The sequence below is a fragment of the Agromyces excoecariae genome (assembly GCF_051715505.1).
Taxonomy (GTDB): Bacteria; Actinomycetota; Actinomycetes; order Actinomycetales; family Microbacteriaceae; genus Agromyces.
Window position 1 is genome coordinate 1 of sequence record NZ_JBPSLA010000012.1, and the last position, 13,594, is coordinate 13,594.

15 protein-coding genes and 1 tRNA gene are annotated in these 13,594 nt (G+C 72.2%); 7 read left to right on the plus strand and 9 right to left on the minus strand.

All coding sequences use genetic code 11. The features are described from left to right. On the minus strand, positions 1-1,391 hold a 1,391-nt coding region (locus ACSJD1_RS11750), incomplete at its 3' end, for an ABC-F family ATP-binding cassette domain-containing protein (RefSeq protein WP_438855495.1). A gap of 113 nt (positions 1,392-1,504) precedes the next feature. On the opposite strand from ACSJD1_RS11750, the gene ACSJD1_RS11755 reads away from it, so the two are divergent. Next, entirely contained in the window at positions 1,505-2,623 is a 1,119-nt protein-coding gene (locus ACSJD1_RS11755; RefSeq protein ID WP_438855496.1) for a winged helix DNA-binding domain-containing protein, read from the plus strand. Between the two features lie 158 nt (positions 2,624-2,781). Here ACSJD1_RS11755 and ACSJD1_RS11760 read toward each other — a convergent pair whose 3' ends face one another. Then, entirely contained in the window at positions 2,782-3,348 is a 567-nt protein-coding gene (locus ACSJD1_RS11760) for a YceI family protein (RefSeq protein ID WP_438855497.1), read from the minus strand. A 74-nt stretch (positions 3,349-3,422) separates the two neighbouring features. Next, positions 3,423-4,607, minus strand: a complete 1,185-nt coding sequence (locus tag ACSJD1_RS11765; protein WP_438855498.1) for a glycoside hydrolase family 3 N-terminal domain-containing protein — start codon at positions 4,605-4,607, stop codon at positions 3,423-3,425. Between the two features lie 62 nt (positions 4,608-4,669). On the opposite strand from ACSJD1_RS11765, the gene ACSJD1_RS11770 reads away from it, so the two are divergent. The 5 genes from ACSJD1_RS11770 to ACSJD1_RS11790 all read left to right on the plus strand — a co-directional run bounded on the left by ACSJD1_RS11770 (position 4,670) and on the right by ACSJD1_RS11790 (position 9,845). Next, on the plus strand, positions 4,670-5,512 hold the full coding sequence (locus ACSJD1_RS11770; protein WP_438855499.1) for an oxygenase MpaB family protein: 843 nt from the start codon (positions 4,670-4,672) through the stop codon (positions 5,510-5,512). Next, positions 5,509-6,003, plus strand: coding sequence for an Lrp/AsnC family transcriptional regulator (locus ACSJD1_RS11775; protein WP_155052368.1), 495 nt, complete (start codon positions 5,509-5,511; stop codon positions 6,001-6,003). Before ACSJD1_RS11770 ends, ACSJD1_RS11775 begins: the two co-directional genes overlap by 4 nt. 109 nt (positions 6,004-6,112) lie before the next feature. Then, a complete protein-coding gene (gene pdhA / locus ACSJD1_RS11780) occupies positions 6,113-7,249 on the plus strand; it encodes a pyruvate dehydrogenase (acetyl-transferring) E1 component subunit alpha (protein ID WP_438855500.1) in 1,137 nt (378 codons plus the stop codon). Then, positions 7,246-8,274 carry an alpha-ketoacid dehydrogenase subunit beta gene (locus tag ACSJD1_RS11785; protein WP_438855501.1) on the plus strand — a complete coding sequence of 343 codons (1,029 nt, stop codon included), beginning with the start codon at positions 7,246-7,248 and terminating at the stop codon, positions 8,272-8,274. Before pdhA ends, ACSJD1_RS11785 begins: the two co-directional genes overlap by 4 nt. Beyond that, positions 8,271-9,845, plus strand: coding sequence for a dihydrolipoamide acetyltransferase family protein (locus ACSJD1_RS11790; RefSeq protein WP_438855502.1), 1,575 nt, complete (start codon positions 8,271-8,273; stop codon positions 9,843-9,845). The genes ACSJD1_RS11785 and ACSJD1_RS11790 overlap by 4 nt, the downstream gene beginning before the upstream one ends. Positions 9,846-9,937: 92 nt before the next feature. On the opposite strand, the gene ACSJD1_RS11795 is transcribed toward ACSJD1_RS11790, so the two are convergent. Next, positions 9,938-10,444, minus strand: a complete 507-nt coding sequence (locus ACSJD1_RS11795; RefSeq protein ID WP_438855503.1) for a hypothetical protein — start codon at positions 10,442-10,444, stop codon at positions 9,938-9,940. 121 nt (positions 10,445-10,565) lie between these two features. Here ACSJD1_RS11795 and ACSJD1_RS11800 point away from each other — a divergent pair, with 121 nt between their 5' ends. Next, positions 10,566-10,781, plus strand: a complete 216-nt coding sequence (locus tag ACSJD1_RS11800) for a hypothetical protein (RefSeq protein ID WP_438855504.1) — start codon at positions 10,566-10,568, stop codon at positions 10,779-10,781. Between the two features lie 39 nt (positions 10,782-10,820). Here the strand turns inward: ACSJD1_RS11800 and ACSJD1_RS11805 are convergent. The 5 genes from ACSJD1_RS11805 to ACSJD1_RS11825 all read right to left on the minus strand — a co-directional run bounded on the left by ACSJD1_RS11805 (position 10,821) and on the right by ACSJD1_RS11825 (position 13,566). Beyond that, positions 10,821-10,896 (minus strand) — tRNA-Ala (locus ACSJD1_RS11805). An 80-nt stretch (positions 10,897-10,976) separates the two neighbouring features. Next, positions 10,977-11,384 (minus strand): ribosome silencing factor, encoded by a 408-nt coding sequence (gene rsfS, locus ACSJD1_RS11810; RefSeq protein WP_438855505.1) that lies wholly within the window; start codon positions 11,382-11,384, stop codon positions 10,977-10,979. A 52-nt stretch (positions 11,385-11,436) separates the two neighbouring features. Continuing rightward, a complete protein-coding gene (locus ACSJD1_RS11815; protein ID WP_438855506.1) occupies positions 11,437-12,159 on the minus strand; it encodes a hypothetical protein in 723 nt (240 codons plus the stop codon). 569 nt (positions 12,160-12,728) lie between these two features. Continuing rightward, on the minus strand, positions 12,729-13,328 hold the full coding sequence (gene nadD, locus ACSJD1_RS11820) for a nicotinate-nucleotide adenylyltransferase (RefSeq protein ID WP_438855507.1): 600 nt from the start codon (positions 13,326-13,328) through the stop codon (positions 12,729-12,731). 16 nt (positions 13,329-13,344) lie between these two features. After that, positions 13,345-13,566, minus strand: coding sequence for a hypothetical protein (locus ACSJD1_RS11825; RefSeq protein ID WP_438855508.1), 222 nt, complete (start codon positions 13,564-13,566; stop codon positions 13,345-13,347). Positions 13,567-13,594 lie beyond the last annotated feature (28 nt).

The following is a 13,594-nucleotide window of genomic DNA, read 5'->3' on the forward strand; positions in this document are numbered from 1 at the left end:
AGCACGTTCGCGCCCGAGACGACGATGGTGGCGAGTGCCAGGCGGGTCTTCTCGCCTCCGGAGAGCACGCCGGCGGGCTTGTGCACGTCGTCGCCGGTGAACAGGAACGAGCCGAGGACCTTGCGCGCCTCGGTCTCGGTGAGGTTCGGCGAGGCGCTCACCATGTTCTGCAGCACCGTCCGCGAGACGTCGAGCGTCTCGTGCTCCTGCGCGTAGTAGCCGATCCGCAGGCCGTGGCCGGCGTCGACGACGCCGGTGTCGGGCCGGTCGACGCCCGCGAGGATGCGGAGGAGCGTGGTCTTGCCCGCGCCGTTCAGGCCGATGATGACGACCTTCGAACCACGGTCGATCGCGAGGTCGACGGCCGTGAAGATCTCGAGCGAGCCGTAGCTCTTCGACAGGTCGGCGGCGGTCAGCGGGGTTCGCCCGCAGGGCGCGGGAGTCGGGAAGCGGAGCTTCGCGACGCGGTCGACGGCGCGGACCTCCTCGAGTCCAGACAGCAGCTTCTCGGCCCGGGCGACCATCTGGTGGGCCGCCGCGGCCTTCGAGGCCTTCGCACCGAACTTCGCGGCCTGCTGGCGCAGCGCGTCGGCCTTCTTCTCGGCGTTCGCACGCTCCTTCTTGCGGCGCTCCTCGTCGGCCGCGCGCTGGCGGAGGTAGTGCTTCCAGCCCATGTTGTAGACGTCGATGACCGACCGGTTGGCGTCGAGGTAGAACACCCGGTTCACGACCTCGCCGACCAGCTCGACGTCGTGGCTGATGACGATCACGCCGCCGCGGTAGCCCTTCAGGAACTCGCGGAGCCAGACCACCGAGTCGGCGTCGAGGTGGTTCGTCGGCTCGTCGAGGATCATCGTGTCCGCGTCGGAGAACAGGATGCGCGCGAGCTCGATGCGTCGTCGCTGGCCCCCCGAGAGGGTCTTCAGCGGCTGGTCGAGGATCCGGTCGGGCAGGTTCAGGTTCGACGCGATCGATGCGGCCTCGGCTTCGGCGGCGTACCCGCCGAGGGCGGTGAACCGATCGGTGAGGGTGCCGAACCGCTTCATCGCCTTCTCGGCGACGACGGGATCGCTGGAGCCCATCCGCTCGGAGGCCTCGCGCATGCCGACGACGAGCGACCCCAGCCCGCGGGCGTCGAGGATGCGCGTGCGGGCGAGCATCTCGGGGTCGCCGGAGCGCGGGTCCTGCGGGAGGTACCCGATCTCGCCGGAGCGATCGATGCGACCGTCGGTGGGCAGCGTCTCTCCCGCGAGCGTCTTCGTGAGGGTCGTCTTGCCGGCGCCGTTGCGCCCGACGAGGCCGATCTTGTCGCCCGAGGAGACGCGGAAGCTCACGCCCTCCATGAGCAGGCGCGCACCGACGCGGATCTCGAGGTCGTGGACGGCGAGCACGGTGACCTCCGGGGCCGGGAGCGGGGATGGTGGGCGTGCCGAGCGGCACAGCCCTCCAGTCTAGCCTCGGGCGGCGGATGCCGCGTGTCGGCGGTGCGCGGCAGACTGATGCCATGCCGTCCGGTTCGTCCCAGCTCGCGCGTGCGGTGCGCCTGACCTCGCACGGGTTCCGCACCCCGGCCGACGACGCCGCGAGCGTCGTCGGGCGCCTCGGGGCGATCCAGGCGCAAGACCTCGGCGCCGCGAAGTGGGTGATCGGGTCGCGGATGACGCGGCCGACGCCCGACGCGGTCGATGCGGCGCTCGCCGAGCGACGGGTCGTGCGCTCCTGGCCGATGCGCGGCACGCTCCACGTGATGCCCGCGAGGCTGCTGCGCCCGACGCTCCGGCTCACCGCGGCGCGCGTGCTGGCGAACGCCCGGCTGCGTCACGAGCGACTCGAACTCGGCGAAGCCGAGTACCGCCTCGCGCGGGATGCGGTCGAACGCGAGCTCGCCGGCGGCGGCACGGCCACCCGCGACGAGCTCTCCGAGCTGTGGCGAACGGCGGGGATCGACGCGAACGGGCCCCGCACCTACCACCTCATCTGGTGGCTCGCGCTCGACGGCGTGCTCTGCGGCGGTCCGGTCGATGGGCGGCTCCAGCACTTCGCGCTGCTCGACGAGTGGGCGCCGGCGGGCGCCGACGAGCCCGACACGTCCGAGGCGACGCTGGCCGAGCTCTTCACGGCCTACGTCGGCGGGCACGGCCCGGCCACGCTCGCCGACTTCGCCTGGTGGAGCGGTTTGACGATGCGCGACGCCAGAACCGCCCTCGACGGAGCCGGCGACGCCATCGAGCGATTCACCGACCGCCCCCACGACGACGGACCCGACCGATACATCGCGGCCGGTGCGACGGATGCTGCGGCATCCCGCCCGAGCGGCGCGCTCGCGCTCGCCGGGTTCGACGAGTACTACCTCGGCTACGCCGACCGCTCTCCCGTCTGCGATCCGGAGTTCGGCGACCTGGTCATCCCGGGCGGCAACGGGGTGTTCCAGCCCACGCTCATCCTCGACGGCCGCGTGGTCGGCACCTGGAAGCGGGCCGGCACCGCGGCGAAGCCGCGCGTGGAGTTGCGGTGGTTCGAGTCGAAGCACGCCTCGGCGGCATCCCGCTTCGAACGCCCGGTCCGGGCGTGGGCGAGGTTCCAGGGCATCGAGCTGGCGGGCATCGATTCGACGACGCCCTGAACCACAGCGCGCCGACTCGTGAACCCGTTCGCGCGCCCGCGCACGGCCCGGCGAGTCGCACGGCGCGAACGTGGACGAGGGGCCGCATCGGCGTCAGCCGGTACGACCCCTCGGTCCTCATCCGCCCGGCCGCGTGAGGCGACCGGACGGGAACGCGCTCAGTCCTGGACGAGCGCCGCCTGGAGCTCGAGCGTGATGGTGACCTGCTCGCCGAGGAGCACGCCACCGGTCTCGAGGGCCGCGTTGTAGGTGAGGCCGAAGTCCTCGCGGTTCACGACGGCCTTGGCGGTCGCGCCGCCCTTGTAGTTGCCGTACGGGTCGCCGCCGAAGCCGCCGAAGTCGAAGTCGAACGTGACGGGCTTGGTGACGCCGCGCATGGTGAGCTCGCCGTCGACCTTGAACTGGCCGCGCTCGACGCGGACGCCGGTCGAGACGAAGTCGATGGTCGGGTGCTGCTCGGCCTCGAAGAAGTCGCCGGTGCGAAGGTGCGCGTCGCGGTTGGGCTCGTTGGTGGTGATCGAGGCGACCTCGGCCGACGCGGTCACGCGCGACTCCAGCGGGTCCTCGGCGGTGATGAACGTGGCGTCGAAGCGCTCGAACTTGCCCTTGACCTTGCTGATCATGAGGTGGCGGATGCTGAAGCCCACCTCGCTGTGCGTGGGGTCGATCTTCCAGGTGCCGGCGCGGTAGCCGGGGATCTCGAGGGTCGTCGCGGTCGTCGTCATTCGGGTCTCTCTCCCAGTCGTTGCGTTCCGGGCCGGGTGGCCACGATGAATGCAAACGCATGGACCTCGCGGATCTATTCCCCGACTTCCGTGGCGAGTTCGCGACGGAGCTCCAGGACGCGGGTCGCCGCCTCCTCGAGACGCTCCGAGGGGATCCGGCCGTCGGCCACGGCGCCCGCGATCGAGGCTGCCAGCCCCTCGACGCTGATGCCGAACTCCGACGGGTCGGCGGGCAGCACGTAGAGCAGCAGGTCGCTGCCGGCCGCGACCGCCCGGATCGCGTTCTCCCCCGGGTCGGCGTACTCGGCGAGCCCGTTGTGCTGCAGCATCAGCATGTCGTCGGTGACCAGCACGCCGTCGAACCCGAGTTCGTCACGCAGGATCCGGTGCCACTCGGACGAGAGCGACGCGGGAGCGGCATCCACCGCCGGGTAGCTGAGATGCCCGGTCATGACCAACTCGACGTCGGCATCGATCGCCGCCTCGAACGGCAGCGCCGGCCCGGCTCGCCACGCATCGAGCGAGAGCGGTGCCGACGGGACCGAGACGTGCGAGTCGCCCGGCGCGGCACCATGGCCCGGGAAGTGCTTGACCGTGCTCGCGACCGCGCCGCGCTCCCCGTCGACGGCGGCGGCGACGTGCTCGGCGGAGGCCGCGGGGCTGGTCCCGAGGATCCGGTCGTAGATGAACGAGGACGGATCGTCCGTGACATCCGCCACGATGCCGAAGTTGACGTTCACGCCGGATGCCGCGAGCGCCGCCGCGCGTGCGGCGAACGCGTCGTGCGTCGCCGCGGCCGGCTGGTCGCGGAGTTCGTCCGGCGCGGGCGCGGGGTCCCAGGGAATTCGGCTGACGATCCCGCCCTCCTGGTCGATGCCGATCAGGGTCGCCGCCTCCGGATCGGCCTGCAGGGCGCTCGTCAACCCGGCGAGTTCCGCCTCGGAGCCCGGGATGTTGTCGCCCATCAGGATGACCCCGGCGATGCCCCGGTCGATGAGCGCGCGCATCGAGGCGGGATCGGTGCCCGGTGCGTGCAGCATGAGCAGCGAAGCGGCACGTTCCTCGTCGGTCATCGCGGCGACCCGCTCAGCCGCCCACTCGCCCGGAGTCGACGGGGTCGGACTCGGCGTCGGCGTCGGCGTCGCCGAGGCCTCGCTCGTGGCGGCCGGTGCCGACGCACCCGGGCTCGCGCAGCCGACGAGCACCGCGGCACCGAGGAGGACTGCGGCGACCGACGACGAACCCGCTCTCAGACGCACCCGCGAGAGTCTACGCGGCACGGCTGGACGACTCCCGCACGCGCGAGGTGGAGACTGGACGGATGAGCGACGACCACGATCCCGGACGCGAGCGGGCCGTGCTCCGGCGGCATGCGGCGGATGCCACGCTGATGGCGGGCGGCGCCACGGCCATCCTGCTGCAGCTGGCCGACCCTCGCGTCGCGGCCGGAGTCGCGCGCCACAGCCGGTTCCGCGACCGCCCGCTCGATCGGCTCGTCGGCACCCACGCGTACCTGACGGCCCTCGTGTTCGGCGACGAGCAGGACATCCGCCACGTCTCGCGGATCGTCGACGCTCGGCACGCGAGGGTCCGCGGCGACGGCGAGCACCCGCATCGCCCCGCGTACGACGCGCGCGACGCTGATGCGCAGCGGTGGGTCGCCGCGACGCTCCTGGCCGTCGCGCTCGACCTCGAGGAGCGGTTGAACGGCGCACGCCTCGACACGGCGACCGCCGACGCGCTCGTACGCGGATACGCGCCGATCGCCGCACGCCTGCAGGGCGCGCCGGCCGGCTGGCCCGCGACCCGCGCCGAGTTCGAGGCCTGGTGGGCCGACCGGCTGGAGTCGCTCCAGGTCGGCGACGACGCCCGGAGCGTCGCGCGCGACCTGCTCGCCGGCACCGGCCTGCCTCCCGTGCTCGTGCCGCTGATGGTCCCGGTCCGGTTGGTCACCGCGGGCCTCCTCCCGCCGGCGCTCCGCGCCGCGTACGGCATCAACTGGACGCCGCGCGTCGAGCGCGCCGCCGACGGATGGCTCACCGCCATCGCGGTGCTCCGGCGCATCGTGCCGCCCGAGGTCAGGGCCATCCCGACGCGGACTTCGCTCCGACGACTCCGTCGCCGCAGCCGGTACGCTGAGGGTGACCTGCGAGGACGAGGATGACCCAGCACGCACCCCACCACGACGAGCCGCTCGACGCGATCGACCGGCGGATCGTCGCGGAGCTGAGCCGTGACGGCCGACTCTCGGTGCGCACCCTCGCCGAGCGCGTGCACATCTCGCGGACGGCCGCCCACAACCGCGTGCTCGCGCTGCAGCAGCGCGGTGTGATCACCGGCTTCGGCGCACAGATCGACCGCAAGTCGATCGGCCTGAACATCTCGGCGCTCGTCGTCGTCCGCATCGGCGACGTCTCGTGGGAGTCGATCGCTGCGAAGCTCGCCACGCTCCCGTTCGTCGAGAAGGTCCAGGCCGTCTCGGGCGACATCGACATCATCCTCACCGTGAGCGCGCCCGACCACGAGCAGCTCAGCCAGGCGATCCTGCGCGACATCCACGACATGCCCGGGGTCGTCTCCACGCGCTCGCACCTGATCCTCGAGGAGATCGACGGACGACCCCCCGCGCAGTCGCTGGACATCTGGCGCTCCTGAGGGGCTCGCGGCCGGACGATCGGTCCGTGTTTCGCCGTTCCCGTGCCGATCGTTCACCGTTGTCCCGCACGCCGAGCGAGGTCGATGCAGACTGTCGCACCATGGCCACATGAGCCTCAACGTCGAGCATCACGAGCCACGCGTCCTCCCCTCCGAGAAGCCGATCCGACTCCTCGACAACGCCGGGCACGCACTCCACGGCCGCGAGACCGGCGGGTTCGAGCTGCCGCCCGTCGAACGCCTGCTCGACCTCTACCGACGCATGGTCGTCGCCCGCCGCTTCGACGTGCAGGTCACGGCGCTCACCAAGCAGGGACGCCTGGCGACCTATCCGTCGGCGTACGGGCAGGAGGCGTGCGAGATCGGCGTCGTGTCGGCGATCACGGCCGACGACTGGCTGTTCCCGACGTATCGCGACAGCATCGCGCTGCTCACGCGCGGCCTCGAGCCCGGCGAGATCCTCCAGTCCTTCCGAGGCGACTGGCACAACGGGTGGGACCAGCACGCGCACCGCACCGCCGCCATGGCGACGCCGCTCGCCACGCAGGCGCTGCACGCGGTCGGCCTCGCGCACGCCGCGCGCCTGCGCAACGACCCGATCGTGACCCTGACCTACCTCGGCGACGGCGCCACGAGCGAAGGCGACGCCCACGAGGCGTTCAACTTCGCGGCCGTCTGGCAGACCCCGACCGTCTTCCTCGTGCAGAACAACCAGTTCGCGATCAGCACGCCCATCGCCCGCCAGACGCACGCGACGACGCTCGCCGACAAGGCCGTCGGGTACGGCATGCCCGGCTACCACGTCGACGGCAACGACGTCGCGGCGATGTTCGCCGTCGCGACCGCCGCGGTCGCCCGCGCCCGATCGGGCGGCGGCCCCACCCTCATCGAGGGCCTCACGTACCGCATCGAGTCGCACACGAACTCCGACGACCCGACGCGGTACCGCGCTGCGCGCGACGTCGAGCACTGGAAGCGCCGCGACCCGATCGAGCGCCTCGAGAAGTACCTCGTCTCCGAGGGGGCGCTGACCGACGACGTCCGCGCCGAGATCACCGAGGCCGGTGAGACGCTCGCCGCCCGCACGCGCGATGCGATGAGCCAGGCCCCCGAGCTCGACCCGCTGGAACTCTTCGACCACGTCTACGCGACGCCGCGCGCCGCGCTCGCCGAGCAGCGCGCCGCGCTCCAGGCCGAGCTCGCCGCCCGCGCCGGGGACGCACGCGAGGAGGCGGTCGCCCGATGAGCACGCCCGTCACCGAGCCCGTGGCGGATGCCGCGGCATCCGCCCCACAGTCGCTCACCATGGCGGGCGCGCTGAACGCCGCCCTCCGCGATGCGATGGCCGAGGACGACCGCGTCGTCGTCTACGGCGAGGACGTCGGCCCGCTCGGGGGCGTGTTCCGCGTCACCGACGGTCTCCAGGCCGCGTTCGGCGACGAGCGCGTGTGGGATTCGCCCCTGGCCGAGTCCGGCATCGTCGGCACCGCCGTCGGCATGGCGATGTACGGGTTGCGCCCAGTCGTCGAGATGCAGTTCGACGCGTTCAGCTACCCGGCGTTCGAGCAGATCGTCTCGCACGTCGCGAAGATGCGGAACCGGACCAAGGGCCGGGTGAGCCTGCCCATGGTCATCCGCATCCCCTGCGCCGGTGCGATCGGCGGCGTCGAGCACCACTCCGACTCGTCCGAGGCGTACTGGGCCGCGACCCCCGGCCTCACCGTCGTCATGCCCTCGAACCCGGCCGACGCGTACTCGATGCTCCGCGAGGCCATCGACAGCGACGACCCGGTCGTCTTCATGGAGCCGAAGAGCCGCTACTGGTCGAAGGCCGAGCTGTCGCTCCCGGTGCGCACCGCGCCCATGAACCGGGCCGAGGTCGTCCGCGAGGGCACCGACGTCACCCTGATCGGCTACGGCCCCACGGTGCGCACGGCGATGGATGCCGCGGCCGCCGCCGAGGCCGAGGGGCTCTCGATCGAGGTGGTCGACCTCCGGAGCCTCTCCCCGTTCGACGACGAGACGGTCGGCGCATCGCTCAGGAAGACCTCCCGCGCCGCGGTCATCCACGAGGCCGCCCAGTTCGGCGGCTACGGCGCCGAGGTCGCCGCGCGCCTGACCGAGCGGAACTTCTTCCACCTCGCCGCGCCGATCCTTCGGATTACGGGCTACGACATCCCCTATCCGTCGCCGAAGCTCGAGGAGCACTACCTGCCGACGCCCGACCGGGTGCTCGAAGCGCTCGCATCGTGGGAATGGGACCTCGCATGAGCGCGCGCGAGTTCATCCTGCCCGACCTCGGCGAGGGTCTCACCGAGGCCGAAGTGGTCGCCTGGCTCGTCGCCCCCGGCGACGAGGTGAGCGTCGACCAGCCCGTCGTGGAACTGGAATCGGCCAAGTCCGTCGTGCAGCTGCCGACGCCGTTCGCGGGCGTCGTCGAATCGCTCGGGGGCGAGGTCGGTCAGGTGCTGCATGCCGGCCAGGTGCTCATGCGCCTCACCCCGGTGGGCGCCGACGTCGACGCCCCGAGGGCCGACGCGACGACGGATGCCGCCCCGCCGGCCGCCCCTGCGGGCGACGCGATGCCGGCGCAGCCCGAGCCGGTCGCCGCGGAGCCCGGCATCGCCGTGCCGACCGAGGCCGCCTCCGAAGAGTCCGGCGCCGTCCTCATCGGCTACGGCACCCGGACGAGCGCGGCGACGGCCCGATCGGCCACGGCGCCCTCCCGGTTCGGCCGACGCCGGACGGACGGCGAGGCGCCTGCGGCATCCGGACCGGACGCATCGACCGCGGGGACCGAGGCGCCCGCGCCCGATCTCGCCTCGGACTCCGGTGCGGCCCCTGGCGCCTCCGGCGATTCCGGCGCGGCCGGGCACGACGACGAGGAGCGCGCGCTCGCCGAGGCGCACGCCGCGCACACCCTCGAGCACGGGCGCCACTCCCCCGTGATCTCGCCGATCGTCCGGCGGCTCGCCCGCGAGCACGGGTTCGATGCGAGCGAGCTGCTCGGCAGCGGGCCCGACGGCCTCGTGGTCCGCGCCGACGTCGAGGCGTTCATCGCCGAACTCGACGAGGCGCGAGCCGGTCGCGGCGCCGCACCCGCGATGCCGTCGATGCCCCCGGTCGCCGCGGCCCCGTCGGCGCCGCGCGCCGGCGAGCAGCGCGTCCCGCTCGATCGCATGCAGCGGGCCGCCGCGGCGCACTTCACGCGCTCGCGTCGCGAGATCCCCGAGGCGACGGTCTGGATGGACGTCGACGCGACCGAGCTGCTCGCCGCGCGCCGCCAGCTCAACGCGGCCACGGGCGAGAAGTTCGGCATCACGGCGCTCGTGGCTCGCTTCGCGATCGCCGGGCTCCGCCGGCATCCGTCGCTGAACGCCAGCTTCGACGCCGATCGGAACGAACTCGTGCTGCACTCGGGGATCAGCCTCGGGCTCGCCGCTCAGACGCCGCGAGGGCTCCTCGTCCCGGTCGTTCACGGTGTCGACCGGATGTCGCTCCGCGAGCTGCGCGACGCGATCCAGGCCCGCACCGACCAGGCGTCGACCGGCGCGTTCCCGCCCGACGCCCTCAGCGGCGGAACGTTCACGCTGAACAACTACGGCACGCTCGGCGTGGACGGCTCGGCCGCGATCATCAACCACCCCGAGGCGGCGATGCTCGGCATCGGACGTCTCGTCGAGCGGCCGTGGGTCGTCGACGGCGCGATCGCGGTGCGGACGGTGACCGAGCTCACGATCTCGTTCGACCACCGGGTGTGCGACGGGGCGGAGGCGGCCGCGTTCCTCACCTTCATCGCCGGGTGCATCGAGCGACCGATCTCGCTGCTCGCCGACCTCTGAGCTCATCGCGTGTCCCCCGCGGCGCGCGATGACGAGATGGCGAAGGCGCATCCGGACGGATGCGCCTTCGCCGTTTCCGGGCTCCGGCCGGTCTAGAAGAAGTCGTCGGGAGTGCCTGCGGCGCGTTGGACGTCGCGGGTCTCGATACGGGCCGCCTCGAGCTTGGCGACCGCGACGCGCAGACCCGATTCCATCTGCGCGGCCCAGGCGTCGGACTCGCGCGCACTCGTCTCGGCCGCACGGGCGCGGGACTCTGCGGCATCCGCCGAGCGGCGCGCCTCGGCCACCTGCCGAAGCGCGAGCGAGATGCCGTAGTACGCCGCGACCATCGTCGCGATCGGGGCGGCGACGATCGCGAGTGCGGCGATCCCGGAGGCGTCGGCGCTGAAGGCGACGACGAGCGCGAACGCGAGGAACAGCGCCGCGATCGCGACGAGCACCACGAGCATGAAGCGGAGGTCGCGGCTCCATGAACCCCGCTTCGCGGTCGCGTCGGCCCGGGTGTCGGTGGTGTCGGGTTCGGTCTGGAAGACGACGGTGTCGCCGTAGGCGCCGTCGCCGCCCGTGTGGTCGACGGGCCGCGTGGTCGTGTCGCTCATATCGCGCAATCCCCCAGTCTTGGCATGTCCCCCAATTGTGGGCCGGGCCGGTGGGGCGGTCAAGCAAGCGCGCCGGATCATCGCCCGCCGCATTGTCGGTGGGTCGTGAGAACCTCTCGACATGGGAATCGTCGAACTGATGCAGGCCAGGGAGCTCGCCGTGGGCGACATCCTCGTCAGCGCGACCGGCGGCTCGTACGAGATCGCGAAGGTCGCTCGGGTGGGTCGGGGCATCCGCGTCCAGTACCTGACCGAAGACGGCCGGCACGGCCGCTTCACCGCCGCGCCCGAGTCGATCATCCGCGCACGCCGGTCGCACGCGACGCACGCGGCCTGAACGACGAAACCCCCGAGCGATCGCTCGGGGGTTTCATTCTGGTGGATCTGAGGGGACTCGAACCCCTGACCCCCTGCATGCCATGCAGGTGCGCTACCAGCTGCGCCACAGACCCGCTCTTGAATTTCGCTGCCCTCTCGGGGCAACGGATTCAGACTACACCAGCCTCCCAGAGGAAATGAAATCGAGCCGGCCTCAGCTGAGCGACGCGGTTCCGGAGCCTGTCGGGGACCCGTCGCGCTCGATCAGCGGCCCCACGGGGATCGCCGGGCAGTCGCGCCAGAGGCGCTCGAGACCGTAGTACATGCGCTCCTCGCGGTGGAAGACGTGCACGACGAGGTCGCCGAAGTCGAGCAGTGCCCAGCGGCCGCCGTCGCGTCCTTCGCGACGCGCCAGGTCCTGGCCCTCCTCGCGGAGCGCCTCGGTCACCGCATCGGCGATCGCGACGACGTTGCGCTCGGCGGAGCCCGTCACGAGCAGGAAGACGTCCGCGAACGGCAGCGGATCGGACACGTCGAGCGCGACGAGGTCCTCACCGCCCTTCGCGTCCGCTGCGCGCGCAGCGATGGCGAGCAGTCGGTGTGCGTGGTCGGTTGCGGTCATGTCCTCGACTTCCCGGAAGCCGGCGTGCGGCCCGCTCCCATCATGTCCTCGATCAGAAGAGCCCTGCCATCGCGCCGACGACGAGCGTCGCCACCACGCCGAGCGCGAGCACGCCCGCGGTGACGGCGAGCACGAGCGGCACGTTCATGCCCTCCTTGCTCGGGGGCGCCATCATCGCCTTGCTGGGCTGCTGCGTGCTGATCGCCCGGGTCGCCGCGACCGGCGCGACGCCGGGGCCGGCCAGGTCTTCGACCGAGTCGAACAGGCGGTCGACGTCGCTCGAGTCGATCTGGCTCGGATGCACGCCGGTCGCACCGTAACTGCGGGGCAGGTCGATCGAGCCGGTCACGATGATCTCACCGCTCGGTGCGAGCTGATGGCCGAGCGTCCCCTCGTCGGGCAGCGACGGCAGGATCAGCGCGTTCGTCGTCGTCGGGACGCCGCGCGGCGACCCGCCGCGCGAGAGCAACTGGTCGTACGGCTCGGAGTGGTCCTCGGGGAGGTTCAGTTGCGAGGTCCAGTGGCCGACCGGCTTCGGCGCGACGACCGGCTCGTCGAGGCCGGCATCGACGGTGGTGTGCGGTGCCGCCGTGCGAGACGGCGCCGGCTGGTGGGGGTGGCGCGGCAGCTGGAACTCATCGCGAGGGCGTCCTTCGACCGGTCGCTGCGGCGCTCGCTGCGGGGCGCCGCCCGCGGGCGCCGGTCGCTGGGGCGCAGCCTCGGGCGGTGCCTCGTCGATGTCGTCGAAGCCGTCGCCCGCGTGCGACTCGAGCATGGCGCGCAGCTCGCGACGGGTGAGCGTGCGCTCGGGTGTCGTCTGCGGTGCGGGAGTGCTTCGCGGTGGGCCCTGCGGGGGCCGCGGCGCGGCGGCGGGCGGAACCGACCCCTGGCCGACTCCCCGGCCCGGATACGGCCGGTCGTCGACCGGTACCGGCATCGCGCCCGACGTCGTTGCGGAACGCGGGGGCTGCGGTGCGCGCTGCGGCGCCTGGGCCGGCGCACTCGGCGCGGGTCCGGGCGATTGCCTGCGCGGGTCGTTCCACCCCTGCGAAGGTCGCTGCGACGGCGGGACCTGGCGCGGATCGGGCTGCCGCGGCGGCGTGCCCGACGGCCCGCCGGTCGCCGTCCGGCTCGGCGGCGCGACGCGTGGGTCGGGTCCCTGGGGAAACGCCGGCTGCGCCGGCCGCTGCGAGGACGACTGCGCCGCTGGGGCCGGAGGTTGGGCAGACGCGGGCGCGGGTGCGCCGCCGCCTTCGGGGGCCGACGTCGCGGCGCGCTGCTGCTCGAGCATGCGCTCTCGCTCGCGCATCTCTCGGCGCGTGAGCGGCGGTTCCTGCGACGACGTCATTCGACACTCCGGTAGAGGTGGTGCTTGGAGATGTACTGGACGACCCCGTCAGGCACCAGGTACCACACCGGTGATCCCCGGTGCACTCGATCCCGGCAATCGGTCGACGAGATCGCCAACGCCGGGACTTCCAGCAAGCTTACGTCCTGCTCGGGCAGTCCCGAAACGGACAACACATGTCCCGGACGACTCACAGCCACGAAATGCGCGAGGCTCCACAGTTCCTCGACGTCCTTCCAGGAGAGGATCTGCGCGATCGCGTCGGCGCCCGAGATGAAGAAGAGGTCGGTGTCGGGTCGCTCCCCGCGGATGTCGCGGAGCGTGTCGATCGTGTACGTCGGCTTCTCGCGATCGATGTCGACCCGGCTGACGGTGAACCGCGGATTCGACGCCGTCGCGATGACGGTCATCAGGTAGCGGTGCTCCGCCGGCGTGACGACCTCCTTGTAGTACGGCCGACCGGTCGGTACGAACACGACCTCGTCGAGGTCGAACTCCTGCGCGACCTCGCTCGCTGCCACGAGGTGCCCGTGGTGGATGGGGTCGAAGGTTCCGCCCATCACGCCGAGGCGCGGGCGCCGCGCTGCCGAGGTCATGGCCGGACCGATGCGATCAGTGACCGCCGTGCTCGTGTCCGGCGTGGCGGGCGGCGTAGGCCTCGGCCTTCGAGCGGTGGCGGTTGGCGACGTCACGGTAGGAGTAGACGACGACGCCGAGCGCCACGAAGACCGAGAAGACGATGACGCCGAACCAGATCGGGTCGAACGGGAGTTCCCTCGCGTGGACGGTCTCGGTCATGAGAGTGCTCGTCTGCAGTGCGGTCGCCAGGCTCATCAGCCGTTCCTCCAGGTGTTTCGGGTGA